Origin of the sequence: Streptomyces sp. NBC_00122, assembly GCF_045160845.1 — a bacterium.
GTDB lineage: Bacteria > Actinomycetota > Actinomycetes > Streptomycetales > Streptomycetaceae > Streptomyces.
The window spans coordinates 5,628,267-5,647,420 of sequence record NZ_CP108191.1 but is presented as its reverse complement, the minus strand read 5'-3'; the positions used below and the strand labels follow the sequence as shown (position 1 = coordinate 5,647,420).

Genomic DNA, 19,154 nt, shown 5'->3' with positions numbered 1-19,154 from the left:
CCTTCACAGAGTCCGCAGCGCGTGGTCGAGGACGCGGACCCCGAAGTGCAGGGCGTCGACGGGGACCCGCTCGTCCACACCGTGGAAGAGGGACCAGTAGTCGAAGCCGGGCGGCAGCTTCAGCGGGGAGAAGCCGTAGCCGGTGATGCCGAGACGGGAGAACTGCTTGGCGTCGGTGCCGCCCGCCATGCAGAAGGGCACGACGTGCCCGTCCGGGTCGAACCGCTCGATGGACTCGCGCAGGATCCCGTACGTCCGCCCGTCCACCGGGGCTTCGAGCGCCACCTCGCGGTGGTGGAACTCCCAGCGGACGTCCGGGCCGGTGAGCGCGTCGAGGGTGGCGATGAACTCGGCCTCGCCGCCCGGCACCATCCGGCCGTCCACGTAGGCGGTGGCCTGGCCGGGGATCACGTTGAGCTTGTAACCGGCGCTGAGCATCGTCGGGTTGGCGCTGTTGCGTACGGTCGCCTCCAGCAGGGCGGCGGCCGGGCCGATCCGGCCGAGGACCTGGTCGAGGTCGAAGCCGGGGGCCCGGGGGTCGACCGACAGGCCCTGCACCGCCGCGAGTTCGGTGATGCAGGCGACGACGGTGCCGGTGAGGCGGACCGGCCACTCGTACGCGCCGATCCGGGCCACGGCTGCGGCGAGGCGGCTCACGGCGTTGGCCCTGTTCGGCTTGGAGCCGTGCCCGGTGGTGCCGTGGGCCGTCAGCTTCAGCCAGGCGGTGCCGCGTTCACCGGCCGCGATCGGGTAGAGGGCGGGCTGTCCGGGGCCGGGGTGCACGGTGAAGGCGCCAGACTCGCTGATGCCCTCCGTACAGCCCTCGAAGAGGTGCGGGTGCCGGTCGGCGAGGAAGCCGGAGCCGTCGACGGCGCTGTCCTCCTCGTCGGCGGTGAAGGCGATCACGATGTCCCGGCGCGGCTTCACCCCGGCCCGCGCCCAGGCCCGTACGACGGCCAGCACCATCGCGTCCATGTTCTTCATGTCGACCGCGCCGCGGCCCCAGACCACGCCGTCCCGGACCTCCCCCGAGAAGGGGTCCACGCTCCAGTCGGCGGCCTCGGCCGGGACCACGTCGAGATGGCCGTGGACCAGGAGTGCCTCGGCGCCGCGCTCGGTGCCCTCGATCCGGGCCACGACGTTGGTGCGGCCGGGGGTGCGCTCCAGGAGGACCGGCTCCAGTCCGGCGGCGGCGAGCCGCTCGGCGGCGTACTCGGCGGCGGGGCGCTCACGGCAGTCGCCGCCGCCCCGGTTGGTGGTGTCGATGCGGATGAGGCCGGAGGTGAACTCGACCACCTCGTCGAGGGCGGCCTGGTCGACGGCGTCGTCCGGGGCACGGTCCTGCACCTGGGCCGGAACCTGGGTGGTGACTGCGGGCATGTCAGCCATACTGCTCCTCCACGGCTGCCGAGACGACCGTCGTGACCGCCTTGAAGGTCCGGATCCCCTCGTACATCGTCTCGCTCGTGTACGAAATCCTGCGCTCGCCGCACCGCTCCGCACCCGGGACGACGGTGGCGGCCATCGTCAGGTGCTCGGCGTCGAACTCCAGCTCCACGGTGTACGGACCGCCGCCGGGTGCAGGAACGCGCCGGCCGGCGAGGCCCGTGGCCTCCTTGGCCGCGGCGCGGATGTCGGCGGCGGTGCGGGCGGGGGTCCGGCACACGGCGGCGTAGCGCGAGACGTGGTCCTTCACCGCGACGGTCACCGCGTCCGGGGCGTAGCCGGCGGCGTCGACACAGGTCAGGTCGTCGCCGGTGACCAGGATGACCGGGACTCCGTACTCGGCGACGACGTGGGCGTTGAGCAGCCCCTCGCTCGCGCGGATCCCGTTGAGCCAGACGCCGGTGATGGAGTTGGCGAGGTAGGTGTGGGCGAGGACCCCTTCGGAGCCCGCTCCCATGTGGTAGCCGACGAAGGCGATCCCGTCGACGTCTCCCCGCTGGACGCCCTCGACCATGGAGAGCGACTTGTGGCGGCCGGTGAGCATCTCGGCGCGGGCGTCGAGGCGCTCCAGCAGCAGATTGCGCATGGTCCAGTGGGCCTCGTTGATGAGGACCTGGTCCGCGCCTCCGTCGTAGAAGCCGAGGACGGCCGCGTTGACGTCGGAGGTGAACATCGACCGGCAGCGCTCCCACTGCGGCGTCCCGGGCAGCACGTCCGCAGGCCAGGTGACCCCGGTGGCGCCTTCCATGTCGGCGGAGATGAGGATCTTCATCGGGCCCCCGGGCGGTCGGTCGCGCGCGGGCGGTGGCGCGCGCTCGGTCGCGCGCGTCGCGGGCGGCACGCGCGGGCATCCAGCCTAGCCGCCCGGGCCCGCCCCGGCCCGGGGCCACGCCCGGCTTCCGGCGGCTCACCTCGGCCGGGGAATTCCACCCGATCCGGTGAGCCGCTAGGGCCTGCCGTCACATTCCCGTCTGCCCCGCGGGCGACGACGGGAATGTGACGGCAGGCCCTAGGAACCGTGCAACGTCCGGGCTCAGGCCTCGACTTCGGCGGCCAGGTTGGCCAGCACGGTGTCGTAGATGCGCCCGAGGCCCTTGGGGGCGAAGGTGCGCTCGAAGAAGCCGCCGATGCCGCCGGCGCCGTTCCACACGGTGGAGACGACGGCCTTGGACTTGCCCTCGCCGGCCGGGGTGACGACCCAGGTGGTGACCATGGAGGAGTTGCGGTCCTTCTCCACCAGCTGGCCGTCGGTGGGCTCGCTGACCTCCAGCAGGCAGTCCCGTACGCGCTTGCTCGTGGCCTGGAGCTTCCAGTGCACCAGGGTGCCCTCGCCGTCGCCGCCCTCGCGCACCTCATACTCGCTGAAGTGCTCGGGCAGCAGCTTCCCCCGGGTCCCGGCGTAGTCCGCCAGCGCGTCGAACACGGTCTCCGCGTCGGCTGCGATGATCCGCTCCGTGGTGGCCTCGACCTGCGCCATAGCTGTTCCTCCAGCAGTTGTGTCCGCTCGTCACCGCGAAGCCAACCACCTCAGGGGCGGGCGCCCAAATCCGGTCCGCACGACCACCGGCCGCTCCGGTTCGCGGGCGGCGGCGGACGCGTACGAGGAGCGCGTCCCGGGGGGGGCACGTCCGGACGGCCGCACACCCTGAACGGGGAGGTGTCACGCCACGACATCGAGCGGCATGACGCGGCCGCCGCCCTCGGGCCCGACGGAAGACGGATCCCCACACCGCGCCGACTCGTGCGGTCACCGCCCGATCACAAGGGGTACCCCATGCGCGGCACCCGCATCCGGCGTCTCGTCCTGGCCACTGCCGCCACCGCCCCGACCGCAGGGGCCCTGTCACTGACCTCCAGCGCGACCGCGGCCACGGCGACACCTCACGCTCCCGGCGCCGCATGGGCCTGCGCCGCCGATGACTCAGCCGGCCGCGGATGCGCCACCGGCTATGACGCCATCCTCCGCCAGGGCGTACGAGGCCGAGTCGAGCCCCGCCGTCTACCCGAACCACCCCGCCCTGCCCTGACCCGCACGATCATGGGAACGTTTGTTCTATTCTCGGGCGGATAACTACCCGAGGGAGGCGCCATGCGCTGGGACAACCTGACCGACGGGCCGGGGCGGAGCGCTGCCCTCTTCGGGGCCGACGCCGTCGTGACCCGCACGTTCGACACCCAGGAGTTCCGCGGGATCACCTTCCACGAGGTGCGGGCCGGCGCCATCGCCGAGTCCGGCGCCACCTCGGTGACACCCCTGGTACTCCATCTGCGGCCCGGGGCGCGCGAGTGGTTCACGGCCTGGCTGGGCGAGCACCATCCGCACCTCGTCGAGCGGTACGAGCGGATGTACGCGGGCGGCTCGTACGCGCCCACCCGGTGCCAGCCGCAGATCACCCGCCAAGTCCACGAGCTGGCGGCCGAATTCGGCATCGGCCCGAGCGGCCGCGGAGCGGCCCGCCCGATCACCGCCCCCGAGCGGCCGGTGCGCGCCGCGCCGACGCAGCTCACCCTCCTGTGACGCCCCCGACCCCCCGCAAGGTCATCACATCGGGCCAATAGGCGGCCCAATCCCGCCTTCCCGTCACGGTTTCCGGGACGATTCCGCCCAGAACCCTCGGCTGGGAGGCCCCATGCTGCACCCCTTGAAGAAACGCGCCGCTGTCCTGCTGTCGATCTCCACCGTCGCCGCCGTCCTCGCGGGCCCGGTCACGGCCGCCCCGGCCGCCCCCGCGCCGAAGCAGGCACCGCTGCGCTGGACCGACTGCGCGACCCCCCGCTACCCGACGCTCCAGTGCGCTTCCCTCAAGGTCCCCCTCGACCACGACCTGCCCACCGGGCGCCAGATCACCCTCGCCCTGACCCGGGTCCCGCACACCGCCGCCACCTCCGCCGGACCGCTGCTGGTCAATCCCGGCGGCCCGGGCGGCAGCGGCCGCGGCCTGGCCGGCTTCATCGCCTCCGCCCTCCCCAAGGACGTGGCCGCCCAGTACGACGTGATCGGCTTCGACCCGCGCGGGGTCGGCAAGAGCGAACCCGTGCTCGACTGTGCGACCGGCCACTTCTCCCCCGTCCGGCCCGACTCCGTACCGCGCGACGCGGCCGGCGAGCAGGCCAACCTGGACCGCGTACGGTCCTTCGCCGAGTCCTGCCAGGCCAAGCACGCGGACGTACTCCCGCACGTCGGCACCGTCTCCGCCGCCCGGGACATCGAGCTGCTGCGCACGGCCCTCGGCGCACAGCGCATCAGCTACTTCGGCTACTCGTACGGGACCTACCTCGGCGCGGTGTACGCCAAGCTCCACCCGGACCGGGTGCACCGGCTCGTCCTGGACTCCGTGGTCGACCCGAGCGGGATCTGGTACGAGGACAACCTGGCCCAGGACGAGGCGTTCGACGCCCGCCACAAGGCGTTCCTGGCCTGGGTGGCGAAGTACGACGCCACGTACCGGCTCGGCACCGACCCGGCGGAGGTCGAGCAGCGCTGGTACGCCGTGCGCGAGGAGCTGCGCGCGACGCCGGCGGGCGACAAGGTGGGCCCGTCCGAACTGGAGGACACCTTCATGCCGGGCGGCTACTACAACGGCTACTGGCCGGTCCTGGCCGCGGCCTTCGCCGCGTACGCGGTGGAGAAGGACCCGAAGCCGCTGGTGGCGGCGTACGAGCGGTTCGGCGCGGTGGAGCCCTCCGCGGGCAACGGGTACAGCGTCTACACAGCGGTGCAGTGCCGGGACTCGGCCTGGCCGAAGGACTGGAACCAGTGGCGGGCGGACATGTGGCGCACGCACGCCAAGGCTCCGTTCATGACCTGGAACAACGCCTGGTACAACGCCCCGTGCGCCTTCTGGCCTACGGAGCCGCTCCAGGCCCCGGACGTGACGAACGCCGACCTTCCGCCGGCCCTCCTGCTCCAGGCGACGGAGGACGCGGCGACGCCGTTCGGGGGCGCGCTCAGCATGCGGGAGAAGCTGAAGGGCTCGGCCCTGGTCGTCGAGGAGGGCGGCGGCAACCACGGCATCGCGCTCAGCGGCAACAAGTGCCTGGACGAGAAGGTCGCGGCGTACCTGAGGACGGGCAAGGCCTCGGACGCCGTCTGCGCCGCCCAGGAGGCGCCGAAGCCGGCCGCGGCGACCCGCGCGGTCCCGCCTTCGGCGGGCGGCGCCGCCCTGCACGGCCTGCTGGGCTTCCGCGGCTGATCTTCACCGGGCAGGATCGTGCCCATGACCACTACGCCCGAGCACGGCCACCTCACCCGCGTCCACGCCCCGGACGGCGTCAGTCCCGGTACCGGATACAGCCACGTCGTCTGGGGCACCGGGCGGTTCGTCGCCGTCTCCGGTCAGTGCGCGTTCGACGAGAGGGGCGAGGTGGTCGGCGAGGGCGACGCCGCCGCCCAGGCCCGGCAGGTGTTCGAGAACCTGCGCCGGTGCCTGGCGGCGGCCGGGGCCACCTTCGACGACGTCGTGAAGCTGACCTACTTCGTCACGGACGTGGCCCACCTCCCGGCGGTACGGGCCGCCCGCGACGCCGTCATCCCCGCGGACCGCCTCCCGGCCTCCTCGGCGGTCCAGGTCTCGGCCCTGTTCCGCCCCGAACTCCTGCTGGAGGTGGAAGCGTTCGCCGTGGTACCCGAGGCCGGGCGGCACTAGCCTCCCCGGCCGCCGGACCCGGCCGGCCACACCGGATCCGCTCCGGCCGGCGGTCCGGTGTCGCCGCGCCGTCCGGCTAGAGCTTCGCGATGTCCTTGTGCTTCACCTCGGCGCTGTCGAAGTGGTAGGCGGCCAGGCGCACCTTGAGCGGATGACCGGCCGGGGCCTTGATGACGATGTTGGGCGTCTCGCCCACGGTGCTGCCGTAGCACCCGGGCTCGGAGATGAGGGGGCTCCAGCCGTCCCCGCCGGCCTTCGGGTCGTTCCACTGCACCCAGGCGCAGTCGTGGGTACCGCCGGTCGCCTGCGCGGAGATGATCTTGATGGAGTTCACCTCACCGTCGACGTGCTCATAGAGCACCGTCCCGGTGCTGTGGTGGAGGCCCGCACCGGCGTCCAGGGTGACCGTGCTGACCGTCGGCTCGGCCGTGGCCGGAGTCACCGATCCCGCGAGCGTCATGGCCGTCACGGCGAGGGCGGCAGACAGGGCAGATATGCGCATGTTCCGTCTCCACAAGGCTAGTTGGGATGATCCCAACCCTATCCACGGGTCGATCCGGCCCCGCGACTGATCGTCAATTCGCGCCACAGAAAGGCCACTTGTGATGGTTCCGATCGGCCCGGCGACCGCTCTCCCGGACGCCCCCGCACCGGCCGGCGGCTGGCCGGCAACGGCGACGACCAGTGCCCGGCCGGTCAGCCGGATGACCCGAGGGGAACGGCCTGGCCGGGAGGGAGGCCGCGCAGCGCCTGCGTCGCCGCCACCGCGAGGCGGGGGTGGGACTGGGCGCGGGTCAGGAGTTCGCGGGCCCGGGGGTCGGCGAGGGCGCCGAGACCCTCGACGCAGGCCAGGGCGATCCGCCAGTACGGGTCGTGCGGGGAGAGCAGCCGGGACAGGGTGGCCATCAGGGCCGGGGCCGACTCCGGGGCGCGCAGGGCGGTGAGCAGCCGGACGGGCTGCAGGGCGTAGGCGGTGCGCAGGCTGTTGGTGGCGAGGGCCGCGGCGGCGCGGGCGGTGCGTGGGTCGCCCAGGACGGCCAGCGCCTCGGCGGCCGCCGCGCAGCGAGGCGGGTCCCGGTGGTTGAGGAGCAGCACCAGCGACTCGAAGGCGCGGCGGTCCCCCGCCAGCCCCAGCCGGTACGCGGCGAGCTCGCGGGCCCACAGGGGCAGCCCGGCGGAGGTCAGGGAAGCCGCGAGGCCGTCGGGGCCGGCCGCGAGCAGCGCCTCGTACTCCGGCGACCGTCCGGCTTCCGTGCGCAGGCGCTCCAGCACGTCGTTCACCCGGCCACCCTAGGCGGGCGGAGCCGCCGCCACGGGCCGTTCGCAGTGATTGATGATCGATGATCGATGATCGGTACATTTGGGCGGTACAGGTCACATCTCCCCGCTCTGGCGGACCAGTTACCGACGGGTTACTGTCACATCAACACGTACGGGGACGGCCTGGTGACGCAGCCGCCTCGTGCCAGTCGGTTCTGTACGACTCTTTGCACCACCCACGGCGTGACCCCGGGACAGGGTCCGCCGCTCCCGCCCTTCGGGCACCTTCCCCTGGGCTCTTCCGCACGGTTCTTCCGTACGGCATCCGCGCGCGCCGTGCGCCGCGCGCTCCCTCAGTCGTCACCCTCTTCCACTGGAGTCCCTCGATGGACCGTCCGTCCAGTCACCCCACCCTCCAGACCATCGCCGTCGTCGGCCTCGGCACCATGGGCACCGGCATCGCCGAGGTCCTCGCCCGGGCCGGCCGCGAGGTCATCGGCATCGACATCAGCGAGAACGCCGCCCGCCGGGCCTCGGCCGCCCTCGCGGCGGCCACGGCGCGCTCCGTCAGCAGGGAGCGCCTCACCGAGCAGGAGCGGGCGGACGTGCTCGCCCGCTTCCGCACCTACTCCGACCTGGGCGCCGCCGCCGACGCGGATCTCGTCATCGAGGTCGTGCCGGAGTCGTACGAGCTCAAGCAGCAGGTGTTCCGCGAGCTCGACGCGATCGTGCGGCCCGACACGATCCTGGCCACCGGCACCAACGCCCTGTCGGTGACCCGCATGGCCGCCGAGTCCCTGCGCCCCGAGCGCGTGCTGGGCCTGCACTTCTTCAACCCGGCTCCGGCGATGAAGCTCGTCGAGATCGTCTCCTGCGTCCTGACCGCCCCGCCGGCCGTCGAGGCGGTCACCGAGCTGGCCCGCGAGCTCGGCAAGGAGCCCGTCCCGGTCGGCGACCGCCCCGGTTTCGTCGCCGACGGCCTGCTGTTCGGCTACCTGAACCAGGCCGCCGCCATGTACGAGGCGAAGTACGCCTCCCGCGAGGACATCGACGCGGCGATGCGGCTGGGCTGCGGCCTGCCCATGGGCCCGCTCGCGCTGCTCGACCTGATCGGTGTGGACACCGCCCGCACCGTCCTGGAGGCCATGTACGCCTCCTCGGGCGACCGCCTGCACGCGCCGGCCCCGATCCTGGGCCAGCTCGCCGAGGCCGGCCTGACCGGGCAGAAGTCGGGGCGCGGCTTCTACACGTACGAGACTCCGGGCAGCTCGGTGATCGTCCGCGACCTCCAGTCCCCGCCGGACGGGTCCCTGCTCGGTTCGGGCCGTCCGGTCTCCTCGGTCGGCGTGGCCGGCTCGGGCACCATGGCGAGCGGCATCGCGCAGGTCTTCGCCCAGGCCGGCTACGACGTCGTCCTGGCCGCCCGCAGCCAGGAGAAGGCCGAGGCGGCGAAGGCCGCGATCGGCAAGTCCCTGGGCCGCGCGGTGGCCAAGGGCCGGCTGACGGACGAGGCCGCGGCGCAGACGCTCGACCGGATCACGGCGGCCGGTTCGCTGGACGCCTTCGCCGAGGTGGACCTGGCCGTGGAGGCGGTGGCCGAGGACCTGGCGGTCAAGCAGGAGCTGTTCGCCACCCTGGACAAGGTCTGCAAGCCGGGTGCCGTGCTGGCGACGACCACCTCCTCCCTGCCGGTGATCGCGGTGGCCCGCGTGACCTCGCGCCCGCAGGACGTGATCGGCATGCACTTCTTCAACCCGGCCCCGGCGATGAAGCTGGTCGAGGTCGTCCGCACGGTCCTGACCTCCGACGACGTGCACGCCACGGTCCGCGAGGTCTGCGTCAAGGTCCGCAAGCACCCGGTGGACTGCGGGGACCGGGCGGGCTTCATCGTGAACGCGCTGCTGTTCCCGTACCTCAACAACGCGATCAAGATGGTCGAGCAGCACTACGCCGGCATCGACGAGATCGACGCGGCGATGAAGCTGGGCGGCGGCTACCCGATGGGGCCCTTCGAGCTCCTGGACGTGGTCGGCCTCGACGTTTCGCTGGCGATCGAGAAGGTCCTCCACAAGGAGTTCCGCGACCCGGGCCTGGCCCCTTCCGCGCTGCTGGAGCACCTGGTGGCGGCGGGCTGCCTGGGCCGGAAGACCGGCCGCGGATTCCGTGAGTACGCCCGCCGGTAACCCCCGGCCGGGCCACGAGCCGGATGCGTGGGGAGGGCTCCTCGGGCCCGCCGGACCCTCACGGCGGGCAAACCCTCCCGGCGAGCACTGTGTGCCCAGTGCCTGCCCTCCCCCGCATCCACCCCTGTCCCACCCCCCTCGGGCGCGCTCCTCCGCGCAAATGAAGTACGTTCGCTCTATGTCCCAGCCCGCCAAGACCTCACCCCGCACCGCCACGGCCCCCGACGCCCAAGAGAGCACGGCCGGTACCAAGGCGGCCGCTCAGCGGCTCAAGATGCGGCGCGAGCTCGCCGCGGCCGCGATGGAGCTGTTCGCGACCAAGGGGTACGAGGCGACGACGGTCGACGAGATCGCCGCGACCGCAGGGGTGGCGCGCCGGACCTTCTTCCGGCACTTCCGGTCCAAGGAAGAGGCGATCTTCCCGGACCACGACGACACCCTGACGCGTGCCGAGGCCGTTCTGGACGCGGCCCCGGCACACGAGCACCCGCTCGACACGGTCTGCCGCGGGATCAAGGAAGTCATGAAGATGTACGCCGCCTCGCCCGCGGTGTCGGTGGAGCGCTACCGGCTGACGCGCGAGGTGCCGGCGCTGCGGGAGCGGGAGATCGCCTCGGTGGCCCGGTACGAGCGGCTGTTCACCCGCTACCTGCTGGCCCACTTCGACGAGCAGGACCACCACGACGGCAACGACGACCCGCTGCTGGCCGAGGTGGCCGCCTCCGCGGTGGTGACCGCCCACAACCACGTGCTGCGGCGCTGGCTGCGGGCGGGCGGTCAGGGGGACGTGGAGGCGCAGCTGGACCACGCCTTCGCGATCGTGCGCAAGACGTTCGGCACGGGGATCGGCGCGGGCCGCACCCTGAGCACGACGCCGGCCCCGCCGGCGGAGGTCCGTACGCAGGGCGAGGTGCTCGTGGCCGTGGCCCGGACGGACGCCCCGCTGGACGAGGTCATGCGGACCATCGAAGAGGCACTGCGCACCAAGTAGCGGCACTCGGCAACACATAGCGACAAGCGTCACAGCGGCCGCTCCCCTTCAGGGAGCGGCCGCTTCCGTTTGTCCAGCTTGCCCCTACTCGCCGGTAACTCTGATCGATCATCGCTCAAACTCGCAGGTCAATAGGCAAATGAGAGAAAGTTTTGGCACGCGGTGCCTTGCTGAGTGACACCGCGTGCCATACGTTAAATCTTGTCCGGATGTCCCCGCGGCCCACGCCCACTCGGCACGGAACGCGCCCCGGATGCCTGCGTCACCAGGCACCGCACGCCCCACCACAGGCGTCGCCAGCACCACCGCACCAGCCGGACCGACGGCACCTCGCAGCACCACCCACACGCTCTACGCACGCAACGCGTATCCCCCAGCGCACCCTCATCAGCGCTAAGCCGGAGGCTCTACCGTGAAGGACATCCTGGACGCGATCCAGTCGCAGGCCGCTACGGCCGACGACTTCGCTGCCCTGCCGCTCCCCGACTCGTACCGCGCGATCACCGTGCACAAGGACGAGACGGAGATGTTCGCCGGGCTCACCACCCGCGAGAAGGACCCGCGCAAGTCCCTGCACCTGGACCAGGTCCCGGTGCCGGAGCTCGGCCCGGGCGAAGCCCTGGTGGCCGTCATGGCCTCCTCGGTCAACTACAACTCCGTGTGGACCTCGATCTTCGAGCCGGTGTCCACCTTCAGCTTCCTGGAGCGCTACGGGCGCCTGTCGGAGCTCACCAAGCGACACGACCTCCCGTACCACATCATCGGCTCCGACCTCGCGGGCGTCGTGCTGCGCACCGGCCCCGGCGTCAACGCCTGGAAGCCGGGCGACGAGGTCGTCGCGCACTGCCTCTCGGTCGAGCTGGAGTCCTCCGACGGCCACAACGACACGATGCTCGACCCCGAGCAGCGCATCTGGGGCTTCGAGACCAACTTCGGCGGCCTGGCGGAGATCGCACTCGTCAAGTCCAACCAGCTGATGCCGAAGCCCGGCCACCTGAGCTGGGAGGAGGCCGCCTCCCCCGGCCTGGTCAACTCCACCGCCTACCGCCAGCTGGTCTCCCGCAACGGCGCCGGCATGAAGCAGGGCGACAACGTCCTGATCTGGGGCGCCAGCGGCGGACTCGGCTCGTACGCCACCCAGTTCGCGCTGGCCGGCGGCGCCAACCCGATCTGCGTCGTCTCCTCTCCGGAGAAGGCCGACATCTGCCGGGCCATGGGCGCCGAGGCGGTCATCGACCGCAACGCCGAGGGCTACAAGTTCTGGAAGGACGAGCACACCCAGGACCCGAAGGAGTGGAAGCGCTTCGGCAAGCGCATCCGCGAGCTGACCGGCGGCGAGGACGTGGACATCGTCTTCGAGCACCCGGGCCGCGAGACCTTCGGCGCCTCGGTCTACGTCACCCGCAAGGGCGGCACGATCGTCACCTGCGCCTCGACCTCGGGCTACAACCACGAGTACGACAACCGCTACCTGTGGATGTCCCTCAAGAGGATCGTCGGCTCGCACTTCGCGAACTACCGCGAGGCGTGGGAGGCCAACCGCCTGGTGGCCAAGGGCAAGATCCACCCCACCCTGTCGAAGGTCTACTCCCTGGAGGACACCGGCCAGGCCGCCTACGACGTCCACCGCAACCTCCACCAGGGCAAGGTCGGCGTCCTCGCGCTGGCCCCCGAGGAGGGCCTGGGCGTCCGGGACCACGAGCTGCGCGCCACGCACCTCGACGCCATCAACCGCTTCCGCAACATCTAAGGGCCAAAGGGACAGCCTGAGATGACAGAGCGCCAGAAGGACCGTCCGTGGCTCATGCGGACGTATGCCGGCCACTCCACGGCCGAGGCGTCCAACGAGCTGTACCGCCGCAACCTCGCCAAGGGCCAGACCGGCCTGTCGGTCGCGTTCGACCTTCCGACGCAGACCGGCTACGACCCCGACCACATCCTCGCCCGCGGCGAGGTCGGCCGGGTCGGGGTCCCGGTCTCCCATCTGGGCGACATGCGGCGGCTGTTCCAGGACATCCCCCTGGAGCAGATGAACACCTCGATGACGATCAACGCCACCGCCATGTGGCTGCTGGCGCTCTACCAGGTGGCCGCCGAGGAGCAGGGAGCGGACATCTCCCAGCTCCAGGGCACCACCCAGAACGACATCGTCAAGGAGTACCTCTCCCGCGGGACGCACGTCTTCCCGCCGGGGCCGTCCCTCCGCCTGACGACGGACATGATCGCGTACACGGTCAACCACATCCCGAAGTGGAACCCGATCAACATCTGCAGCTACCACCTGCAGGAGGCCGGAGCCACTCCGGTCCAGGAGATCTCGTACGCGATGTCCACCGCGATCGCCGTCCTCGACTCGGTGCGCGACTCGGGCCAGGTGCCCGAGGAGCGCTTCGGCGAGGTGGTCGCCCGGATCTCCTTCTTCGTGAACGCGGGCGTCCGCTTCATCGAGGAGATGTGCAAGATGCGCGCCTTCGGCCGCATCTGGGACAAGGTCACCCGTGAGCGCTACGGCATCGAGAACGACAAGCAGCGGCGCTTCCGGTACGGCGTCCAGGTCAACTCCCTGGGCCTGACCGAGGCGCAGCCGGAGAACAACGTCCAGCGCATCGTGCTGGAGATGCTGGCCGTGACCCTCTCCAAGGACGCCCGCGCCCGCGCGGTGCAGCTGCCCGCCTGGAACGAGGCGCTGGGTCTGCCCCGGCCCTGGGACCAGCAGTGGTCGCTGCGCATCCAGCAGGTCCTCGCGCACGAGAGCGACCTGCTGGAGTACGAGGACATCTTCGCCGGATCCCACGTCATCGAGGCCAAAGTCGACTCCCTGGTCGCCGACTGCCTGGCCGAGATCGACCGGATCCAGGAGATGGGCGGCGCCATGGCGGCCGTCGAGTCCGGGTACCTCAAGTCCGAGCTGGTCTCCTCGCACGCCGAGCGGCGCGCGAGGATCGAGGCCGGCGAGGACAAGATCGTCGGTGTCAACTGCTTCCAGCAGACCGAGGAGAACCCGCTCACGTCCGACCTGGACGGCGCCATCATGACGGTCGACCCGGCAGTGGAGGCGCTCACCGTCGAGCGCATCGTCCGCTGGCGGGCCGAACGTCAGGAGTCCTCGGACCGGCAGGGGGACGGCGATCCCTTCGTCTTCCCCACCACCCAGCAGGCCCTGGAACGCCTCAAGGAGGCCGCGGCTGGGACCGAGAACCTGATGGAAGCCACCCTGGAGTGCGCCCGTGCGGGTGTCACCACCGGCGAGTGGTCGAGCGCGCTGCGCGAGGTGTTCGGCGAGTTCCGCGCCCCGACCGGGGTCTCCTCGGCCCCGGTCGCGGTCACGGCCGAGCCCGGTACGCCGATGCACGAGGTCCGCGAGAAGGTAGCCCGTACGGCCGACGAGCTCGGCTCCGGCCGGCTGCGCCTGCTGGTCGGCAAGCCCGGCCTGGACGGACACTCCAACGGCGCCGAGCAGATCGCCGTCCGGGCCCGCGACGCCGGCTTCGAGGTGGTCTACCAGGGCATCCGGCTGACACCCGAGGAGATATCCTCCGCGGCGCTGGCCGAGGACGTGCACTGCGTGGGACTGTCCATCCTGTCCGGATCCCACAGCGCACTCGTCCCGGATGTCCTCGAACGTCTGCGCGTGGCGGGGGCGGGTGACATTCCCGTCATCGTCGGAGGCATCATTCCGAACGCGGATGCCGTGACACTGAAGGCGGCCGGTGTCGCCGCCGTCTTCACGCCGAAGGACTTCGGCATCACGGAGATCATCGGCCGCATCGTCGACGAGATCCGCAAAGCCAACAAGCTCGACCCCCTTCAAGACACCGCAAACCTTGCAAGCACGGAGGTCCCCGCATGACCACGCCCGTCCACCCGGTGAACCGTCTTCGCCCGCGTCGCTCCTGCCTCGCGGTCCCGGGTTCGAACCCGCGCTTCCTGGAGAAGGCCCAGGGCCTGCCGGCCGACCAGGTCTTCCTGGACCTGGAGGACGCCTGCGCGCCGCTCGCCAAGGAAGGCGCCCGCCACACCATCGTGGACGCGCTGAACAACGGTGACTGGACGGGCAAGACCCGGGTCGTGCGGGTCAACGACTGGACCACGCACTGGACCTACCGCGATGTCATCACGGTGGTCGAGGGCGCCGGCCAGAACCTCGACTGCATCATGCTGCCGAAGGTCCAGGACGCCCAGCAGGTCGTGGCCCTCGACCTCCTGCTGACCCAGATCGAGAAGACGATGGGCTTCGAGGTCGGCAAGATCGGCATCGAGGCGCAGATCGAGAACGCCAAGGGCCTGGTGAACGTCGACGAGATCGCCGCCGCCTCGCCCCGGCTGGAGACCATCATCTTCGGCCCGGCCGACTTCATGGCCTCCATCAACATGAAGTCGCTGGTCGTGGGCATGCAGCCGCCCGGCTACGGCGCGGACGCCTACCACTACATCCTGATGCGGATCCTGATGGCGGCCCGCATGCACAACCTCCAGGCGATCGACGGCCCCTTCCTCCAGATCCGCGACGTGGACGCGTACCGCGAGGTGGCCGGCCGGGCGGCGGCGCTGGGCTTCGACGGCAAGTGGGTGCTGCACCCGGGCCAGGTCGACGCGGCCAACGAGGTCTTCTCCCCCTCCCAGGAGGACTACGACCACTCCGAGCTGATCCTCGACGCGTACGACTGGTGCACCTCCGAGGCCGGCGGCAAGAAGGGCTCGGCCATGCTCGGCGACGAGATGATCGACGAGGCCAGCCGCAAGATGGCCCTGGTCATCGCGGGCAAGGGCCGCGCGGCCGGGATGCAGCGCACCAGCAAGTTCGAGATCCCGGAGGCCTGAGCGATATGCAGTTCGGACGCACTTACGAAGAGTTCGAGGTCGGTGCGGTCTACAAGCACTGGCCCGGAAAGACGGTCACCGAGTACGACGACCACCTCTTCTGCCTGCTGACCATGAATCACCACCCGCTCCACATGGACAGCAATTACGCCGAGAACACGACCGACTTCGGCAGGAACGTGGTCGTGGGCAACTACATCTACTCGCTGCTGCTGGGCATGTCCGTCCCGGACGTCTCCGGGAAGGCCATCGCCAACCTGGAGATCGAGTCCCTGCGGCACGTGGCGCCGACCTTCCACGGCGACACCATCTACGGCGAGACCACGGTCCTCGACAAGACCCCGTCGAAGTCGAAGAACGACCGCGGCATCGTCTACGTCGAGACCAAGGGCTACAAGCAGGACGGCACCCTCGTCTGCGTCTTCCGGCGCAAGGTGATGGTCCCGACCGAGACGTACATCAAGGAGCGCGGCGGCGAGCAGCCCGGCCGCCCGCAGCTGAAGGAACAGGGGAAGTAGCCATGGCCCGACTCGCCCAGACCGCCGGGCTCACGGACGTCCAGCGGGAGATCCTCAAGACCGTCCGGGAGTTCGTCGACAAGGAGATCATCCCTGTCGCCACCGAGCTGGAGCACCGCGACGAGTACCCGCAGGACATCGTCGACGGCCTCAAGGAACTCGGCCTCTTCGGCCTGATGATTCCTGAGGAGTACGGCGGCCTGGGTGAGTCGCTCCTCACCTACGCGCTGTGCGTCGAGGAGATAGCGCGGGGCTGGATGTCCGTCTCGGGCATCATCAACACCCACTTCATCGTGGCGTACATGCTCAAGCAGCACGGCACGCAGGAGCAGAAGGACTATTTCCTTCCGCGGATGGCGCTGGGCGAGGTGCGCGGCGCGTTCTCGATGTCCGAGCCGGGCCTGGGCTCCGACGTGTCGGCCATCACGTCCAAGGCGGTGAAGGACGGCGACGAGTACGTCCTGAACGGCCAGAAGATGTGGCTGACGAACGGCGGAAGCTCCACCCTGGTGGCGGTTCTCGTCCGAAGTGACGAAGGACACCCCGAGGGCACGGCGCCCCACAAGTCGATGACGACCTTCCTCGTCGAGAAGGAGCCGGGCTTCGGTGAGGTCCGTCCGGGCCTGACCATCCCGGGCAAGATCGACAAGATGGGTTACAAGGGCGTCGACACGACCGAACTGATCATGGACGGACTGCGCATTCCGGCCAATCGGGTACTCGGCGGGCAGACGGGCCGAGGGTTTTACCAAATGATGGACGGGGTCGAGGTCGGCCGCGTCAACGTGGCGGCCCGTGGCTGCGGCGTCGCTCAGCGTGCTTTCGAGCTGGGTGTCTCCTATGCCCAGCAACGTCACACTTTCGGCAAGGCGATCGCGGAACACCAGGCCATCCAGTTCAAGCTGGCCGAGATGGCTACCAAGGTCGAAGCCGCCCATGCGATGATGGTGAATGCAGCACGCAAAAAGGACTCCGGGGAACGAAACGACCTCGAAGCAGGGATGGCGAAGTACCTCGCCTCCGAATACTGCAAAGAGGTGGTGGAGGACGCCTTCCGCATCCACGGTGGATACGGATTCTCGAAGGAGTACGAGATCGAGCGTCTCTACCGGGAGGCTCCGATGCTGCTGATCGGTGAAGGTACCGCCGAAATCCAGAAAATGATCATCGGGCGACGCCTGCTCGAGGAGTACCGACTCCAGGGCTGAAAGTACCTTTTGCGGCGGATCATCCACTGATCCGTCGCAGAAGCGTCACTAGCAGTGACTGGCCGACGGCCATCGACTCGGCTTCTGGCTTGCCCAGTTGTTGCGCGCAACCGATAGCATTCCAGTAAAGCCGCCGTCCCGTCCCCCTGTTTGCGGCGCGGCAATCACCCGCTACGAAGGTCATCCATGCCCCACAGCCAAACCTCTGCACCTCGCGACAGCCTCCTTGGCGTACGCCTCGCGCGCGGAGCATCGCCGTGGCTTCTGCCGACCGTCGCCACCGCGGCGCTCAGCCTCACCCGGGCTCGCAAGTCCGGGCGCTGGGCCGCGGCGGCCGTGCCCGCCACCGCGCTCGCGGCGGGCATGCTGTGGTTCTTCCGCGACCCCGAGCGTGAGATCGCCCAGGGCCGTGTCATCTCGCCCGCCGACGGTGTGGTGCAGAGCATCATGCCGTGGAAGGACGGGCGGACCCGGGTCGCGATCTTCATGAGCCCGCTGAACGTCCACGTCAACCGCGCGCCCCTCGCGGGCACGGTGACGTCCGTGGAGCACATCCCCGGCGGTTTCGTCCCGGCGTTCAACAAGGAGAGCGAGAACAACGAGCGCGTTGTCTGGCACTTCGACACCGAGCTCGGTGACATCGAGATGGTGCAGATCGCCGGTGCCGTGGCCCGCCGCATCGTCCCGTACCTGCCCGCCGGCACCAAGGTCGAGCAGGGCGAGCGAATCGGTCTGATCCGCTTCGGCTCCCGCGTCGACATCTACCTCCCCGAGGGCGTCGAGGTCGCGGTCGAGGTCGGTCAGGCCACCACCGCGGGGGTGACCCGAATTGACCGTGACTGACCCTGAGACTCCTGCCACAGGCTGGGTTCCCGAACGTGCCGAGGAGGAGTCCGCCGAGGACGACATGCCGCTCTCGCTGCGGCTGTCGATAGCGGACACCCTCACCCTCGGCAACGCGACGTGCGGATTCATGGCGGTGTACTTCACCACCACCGGAATCCTCATCCCGCACCTCACCGGCAGCGGCGAGTCGGGCATGGCCCGGCACAGCGCGGCGACCGCGGTGATACTGATGCTTCTCGCGGCGGTCTTCGACCTCTTCGACGGCATCGTGGCCCGCAAGCTGCGCAGCTCGCCGATGGGCGCCGAGCTGGACAACCTGTCCGACCTGATCAGCTTCGGACTGGCTCCCGCGTACTTCGTGCTCGTCTACGGCATGGTCGCCGACGACGCGCACCAGAAGATGTCGGCGCTGGCCGCGATCGTGGTCCTGCTGGCCGTGGTGCTCAGACTCGCGAGATTCAGCTGCGTGACGATGAAGGACGGCATGTTCCAGGGCATGCCGAGCCCCTTCGGCGCGCTGACGGTCGTGTCCATCGTCCTGCTGGAGCTCCCCTTCATCCCGACCCTGCTGGCGATCGTCGGCGTGGCCTGGCTGATGGTGAGCCGGGTCGAGTACCCGAAGCCGCGGGGTGTCCTCGCGGTGGCGATGCTCAGCTGGATCGTCGGGGCGATGGGGCTGCTGGCGGCCTGGGCGTTCGACGCCCCGGGCGGTCAGCTGCTGCTCCAGACCGGCTGCGCGCTGCAGATCGCTCTGGCCGCGACCATCCCGCTGTTCGCGACGACCCGGAGGGCCAACACCTTCCGGCACAACCGGCGCGAGGCCCGAGCCACGACGCTGCGCTGAGCTCGGCTGTGAAAGAGGGCCCCGGATGCCGATGGCATCCGGGGCCCTCTTCGTTTCCCGGGGCCGGGGTCGGCGGCGGCGTTGCCGGGGGCCGGGGTCGGCGGCGGGGCGGGGAGTGTCCGGGGTAGGCATGATTTATGGCCCCCGAGCGGGGGTGACACAGGACTCGGCGGTGAGGGCCAACAAATCACGTTTTACACCCCGGACACTCCCCGCCCCGCCGCCGACCCCTCCCGCCGTTCGCGGCACCGGTACACGCGCCTGAGGGCGGGGACGGGGCCGGTGGTGGGGCGGGGGTTGTCCGGGGTGTGAAACGTGATTTGTTGGCCCGGACCCCCTGGCACATTTCCGTGCCGCCGTGGGGCCATAAATCATGCCTACCCCGGACGAC

At 70.4% G+C, this 19,154-nt stretch carries 16 protein-coding genes and 1 pseudogene; 12 read left to right on the top strand and 5 right to left on the bottom strand.

What is annotated here, in order from left to right; translation table 11 throughout:
• Window positions 1-3: 3 nt before the first annotated feature.
• The 3 genes from OG737_RS26075 to OG737_RS26065 all read right to left on the bottom strand — a co-directional run bounded on the left by OG737_RS26075 (window position 4) and on the right by OG737_RS26065 (window position 2,923).
• Window positions 4-1,380 (bottom strand): M20/M25/M40 family metallo-hydrolase, encoded by a 1,377-nt coding sequence (locus OG737_RS26075; protein ID WP_328928627.1) that lies wholly within the window; start codon window positions 1,378-1,380, stop codon window positions 4-6.
• Window position 1,381: 1 nt separating this feature from the next.
• Window positions 1,382-2,218 carry a M55 family metallopeptidase gene (locus OG737_RS26070; protein WP_405922053.1) on the bottom strand — a complete coding sequence of 279 codons (837 nt, stop codon included), beginning with the start codon at window positions 2,216-2,218 and terminating at the stop codon, window positions 1,382-1,384.
• Window positions 2,219-2,479: 261 nt separating this feature from the next.
• On the bottom strand, window positions 2,480-2,923 hold the full coding sequence (locus OG737_RS26065) for an SRPBCC family protein (RefSeq protein ID WP_328928625.1): 444 nt from the start codon (window positions 2,921-2,923) through the stop codon (window positions 2,480-2,482).
• Window positions 2,924-3,664: 741 nt separating this feature from the next.
• On the opposite strand from OG737_RS26065, the pseudogene OG737_RS26060 reads away from it, so the two are divergent.
• From OG737_RS26060 to OG737_RS26050, 3 genes and pseudogenes are all read left to right on the top strand, one after another.
• Window positions 3,665-3,964, top strand: a pseudogene (locus tag OG737_RS26060) (radical SAM protein); the annotation flags it as partial.
• Window positions 3,965-4,076: 112 nt separating this feature from the next.
• A complete protein-coding gene (locus OG737_RS26055) occupies window positions 4,077-5,639 on the top strand; it encodes an alpha/beta hydrolase (protein WP_405922052.1) in 1,563 nt (520 codons plus the stop codon).
• 24 nt (window positions 5,640-5,663) lie between these two features.
• Complete coding sequence (locus OG737_RS26050; protein WP_405922051.1) at window positions 5,664-6,092, top strand: RidA family protein; 429 nt, start codon at window positions 5,664-5,666, stop codon at window positions 6,090-6,092.
• Between the two features lie 76 nt (window positions 6,093-6,168).
• Here OG737_RS26050 and OG737_RS26045 read toward each other — a convergent pair whose 3' ends face one another.
• Together OG737_RS26045 and OG737_RS26040 are read right to left on the bottom strand one after the other, a co-directional pair.
• Window positions 6,169-6,594 (bottom strand): hypothetical protein, encoded by a 426-nt coding sequence (locus tag OG737_RS26045; protein ID WP_328928622.1) that lies wholly within the window; start codon window positions 6,592-6,594, stop codon window positions 6,169-6,171.
• Between the two features lie 194 nt (window positions 6,595-6,788).
• Window positions 6,789-7,373: an adenylosuccinate lyase gene (locus tag OG737_RS26040; RefSeq protein ID WP_328928621.1), complete on the bottom strand. Its 585-nt coding sequence runs from the start codon at window positions 7,371-7,373 to the stop codon at window positions 6,789-6,791.
• Between the two features lie 365 nt (window positions 7,374-7,738).
• Between OG737_RS26040 and OG737_RS26035 the strand changes: the two genes are divergently transcribed.
• The 9 genes from OG737_RS26035 to pssA all read left to right on the top strand — a co-directional run bounded on the left by OG737_RS26035 (window position 7,739) and on the right by pssA (window position 18,763).
• Window positions 7,739-9,535 carry a 3-hydroxybutyryl-CoA dehydrogenase gene (locus OG737_RS26035; RefSeq protein WP_328928620.1) on the top strand — a complete coding sequence of 599 codons (1,797 nt, stop codon included), beginning with the start codon at window positions 7,739-7,741 and terminating at the stop codon, window positions 9,533-9,535.
• A 178-nt stretch (window positions 9,536-9,713) separates the two neighbouring features.
• A complete protein-coding gene (locus tag OG737_RS26030; RefSeq protein WP_328928619.1) occupies window positions 9,714-10,526 on the top strand; it encodes a TetR family transcriptional regulator in 813 nt (270 codons plus the stop codon).
• A 412-nt stretch (window positions 10,527-10,938) separates the two neighbouring features.
• Complete coding sequence (ccrA, locus tag OG737_RS26025; protein WP_328928618.1) at window positions 10,939-12,276, top strand: crotonyl-CoA carboxylase/reductase; 1,338 nt, start codon at window positions 10,939-10,941, stop codon at window positions 12,274-12,276.
• Between the two features lie 21 nt (window positions 12,277-12,297).
• A complete protein-coding gene (locus OG737_RS26020) occupies window positions 12,298-14,376 on the top strand; it encodes a protein meaA (protein ID WP_405922050.1) in 2,079 nt (692 codons plus the stop codon).
• Window positions 14,373-15,347, top strand: coding sequence for a CoA ester lyase (locus OG737_RS26015; protein WP_215146713.1), 975 nt, complete (start codon window positions 14,373-14,375; stop codon window positions 15,345-15,347). Before OG737_RS26020 ends, OG737_RS26015 begins: the two co-directional genes overlap by 4 nt.
• A 5-nt stretch (window positions 15,348-15,352) precedes the next feature.
• Window positions 15,353-15,865: a MaoC family dehydratase gene (locus OG737_RS26010; RefSeq protein ID WP_328928616.1), complete on the top strand. Its 513-nt coding sequence runs from the start codon at window positions 15,353-15,355 to the stop codon at window positions 15,863-15,865.
• A gap of 2 nt (window positions 15,866-15,867) precedes the next feature.
• Window positions 15,868-17,073 carry an acyl-CoA dehydrogenase family protein gene (locus tag OG737_RS26005; protein WP_328928615.1) on the top strand — a complete coding sequence of 402 codons (1,206 nt, stop codon included), beginning with the start codon at window positions 15,868-15,870 and terminating at the stop codon, window positions 17,071-17,073.
• A 186-nt stretch (window positions 17,074-17,259) separates the two neighbouring features.
• Entirely contained in the window at window positions 17,260-17,916 is a 657-nt protein-coding gene (locus tag OG737_RS26000; RefSeq protein WP_030010161.1) for a phosphatidylserine decarboxylase, read from the top strand.
• Entirely contained in the window at window positions 17,903-18,763 is an 861-nt protein-coding gene (gene pssA, locus OG737_RS25995) for a CDP-diacylglycerol--serine O-phosphatidyltransferase (protein ID WP_328928614.1), read from the top strand. The genes OG737_RS26000 and pssA overlap by 14 nt, the downstream gene beginning before the upstream one ends.
• Window positions 18,764-19,154 lie beyond the last annotated feature (391 nt).

Coding starts and splice junctions, on each gene's coding strand:
- OG737_RS26005 (WP_328928615.1), top strand. CDS start 15,868: ATGGCCCGACTCGCCCAGACCGCCGGGCTCACGGACGTCCAGCGGGAG.
- OG737_RS26075 (WP_328928627.1), bottom strand. CDS start 1,380: ATGCCCGCAGTCACCACCCAGGTTCCGGCCCAGGTGCAGGACCGTGCC.
- OG737_RS26015 (WP_215146713.1), top strand. CDS start 14,373: ATGACCACGCCCGTCCACCCGGTGAACCGTCTTCGCCCGCGTCGCTCC.
- OG737_RS26000 (WP_030010161.1), top strand. CDS start 17,260: ATGCCCCACAGCCAAACCTCTGCACCTCGCGACAGCCTCCTTGGCGTA.
- OG737_RS26055 (WP_405922052.1), top strand. CDS start 4,077: ATGCTGCACCCCTTGAAGAAACGCGCCGCTGTCCTGCTGTCGATCTCC.
- OG737_RS26065 (WP_328928625.1), bottom strand. CDS start 2,923: ATGGCGCAGGTCGAGGCCACCACGGAGCGGATCATCGCAGCCGACGCG.
- OG737_RS26020 (WP_405922050.1), top strand. CDS start 12,298: ATGACAGAGCGCCAGAAGGACCGTCCGTGGCTCATGCGGACGTATGCC.
- OG737_RS26050 (WP_405922051.1), top strand. CDS start 5,664: ATGACCACTACGCCCGAGCACGGCCACCTCACCCGCGTCCACGCCCCG.
- OG737_RS26045 (WP_328928622.1), bottom strand. CDS start 6,594: ATGCGCATATCTGCCCTGTCTGCCGCCCTCGCCGTGACGGCCATGACG.
- OG737_RS26010 (WP_328928616.1), top strand. CDS start 15,353: ATGCAGTTCGGACGCACTTACGAAGAGTTCGAGGTCGGTGCGGTCTAC.
- OG737_RS26070 (WP_405922053.1), bottom strand. CDS start 2,218: ATGAAGATCCTCATCTCCGCCGACATGGAAGGCGCCACCGGGGTCACC.
- OG737_RS26035 (WP_328928620.1), top strand. CDS start 7,739: ATGGACCGTCCGTCCAGTCACCCCACCCTCCAGACCATCGCCGTCGTC.
- OG737_RS26030 (WP_328928619.1), top strand. CDS start 9,714: ATGTCCCAGCCCGCCAAGACCTCACCCCGCACCGCCACGGCCCCCGAC.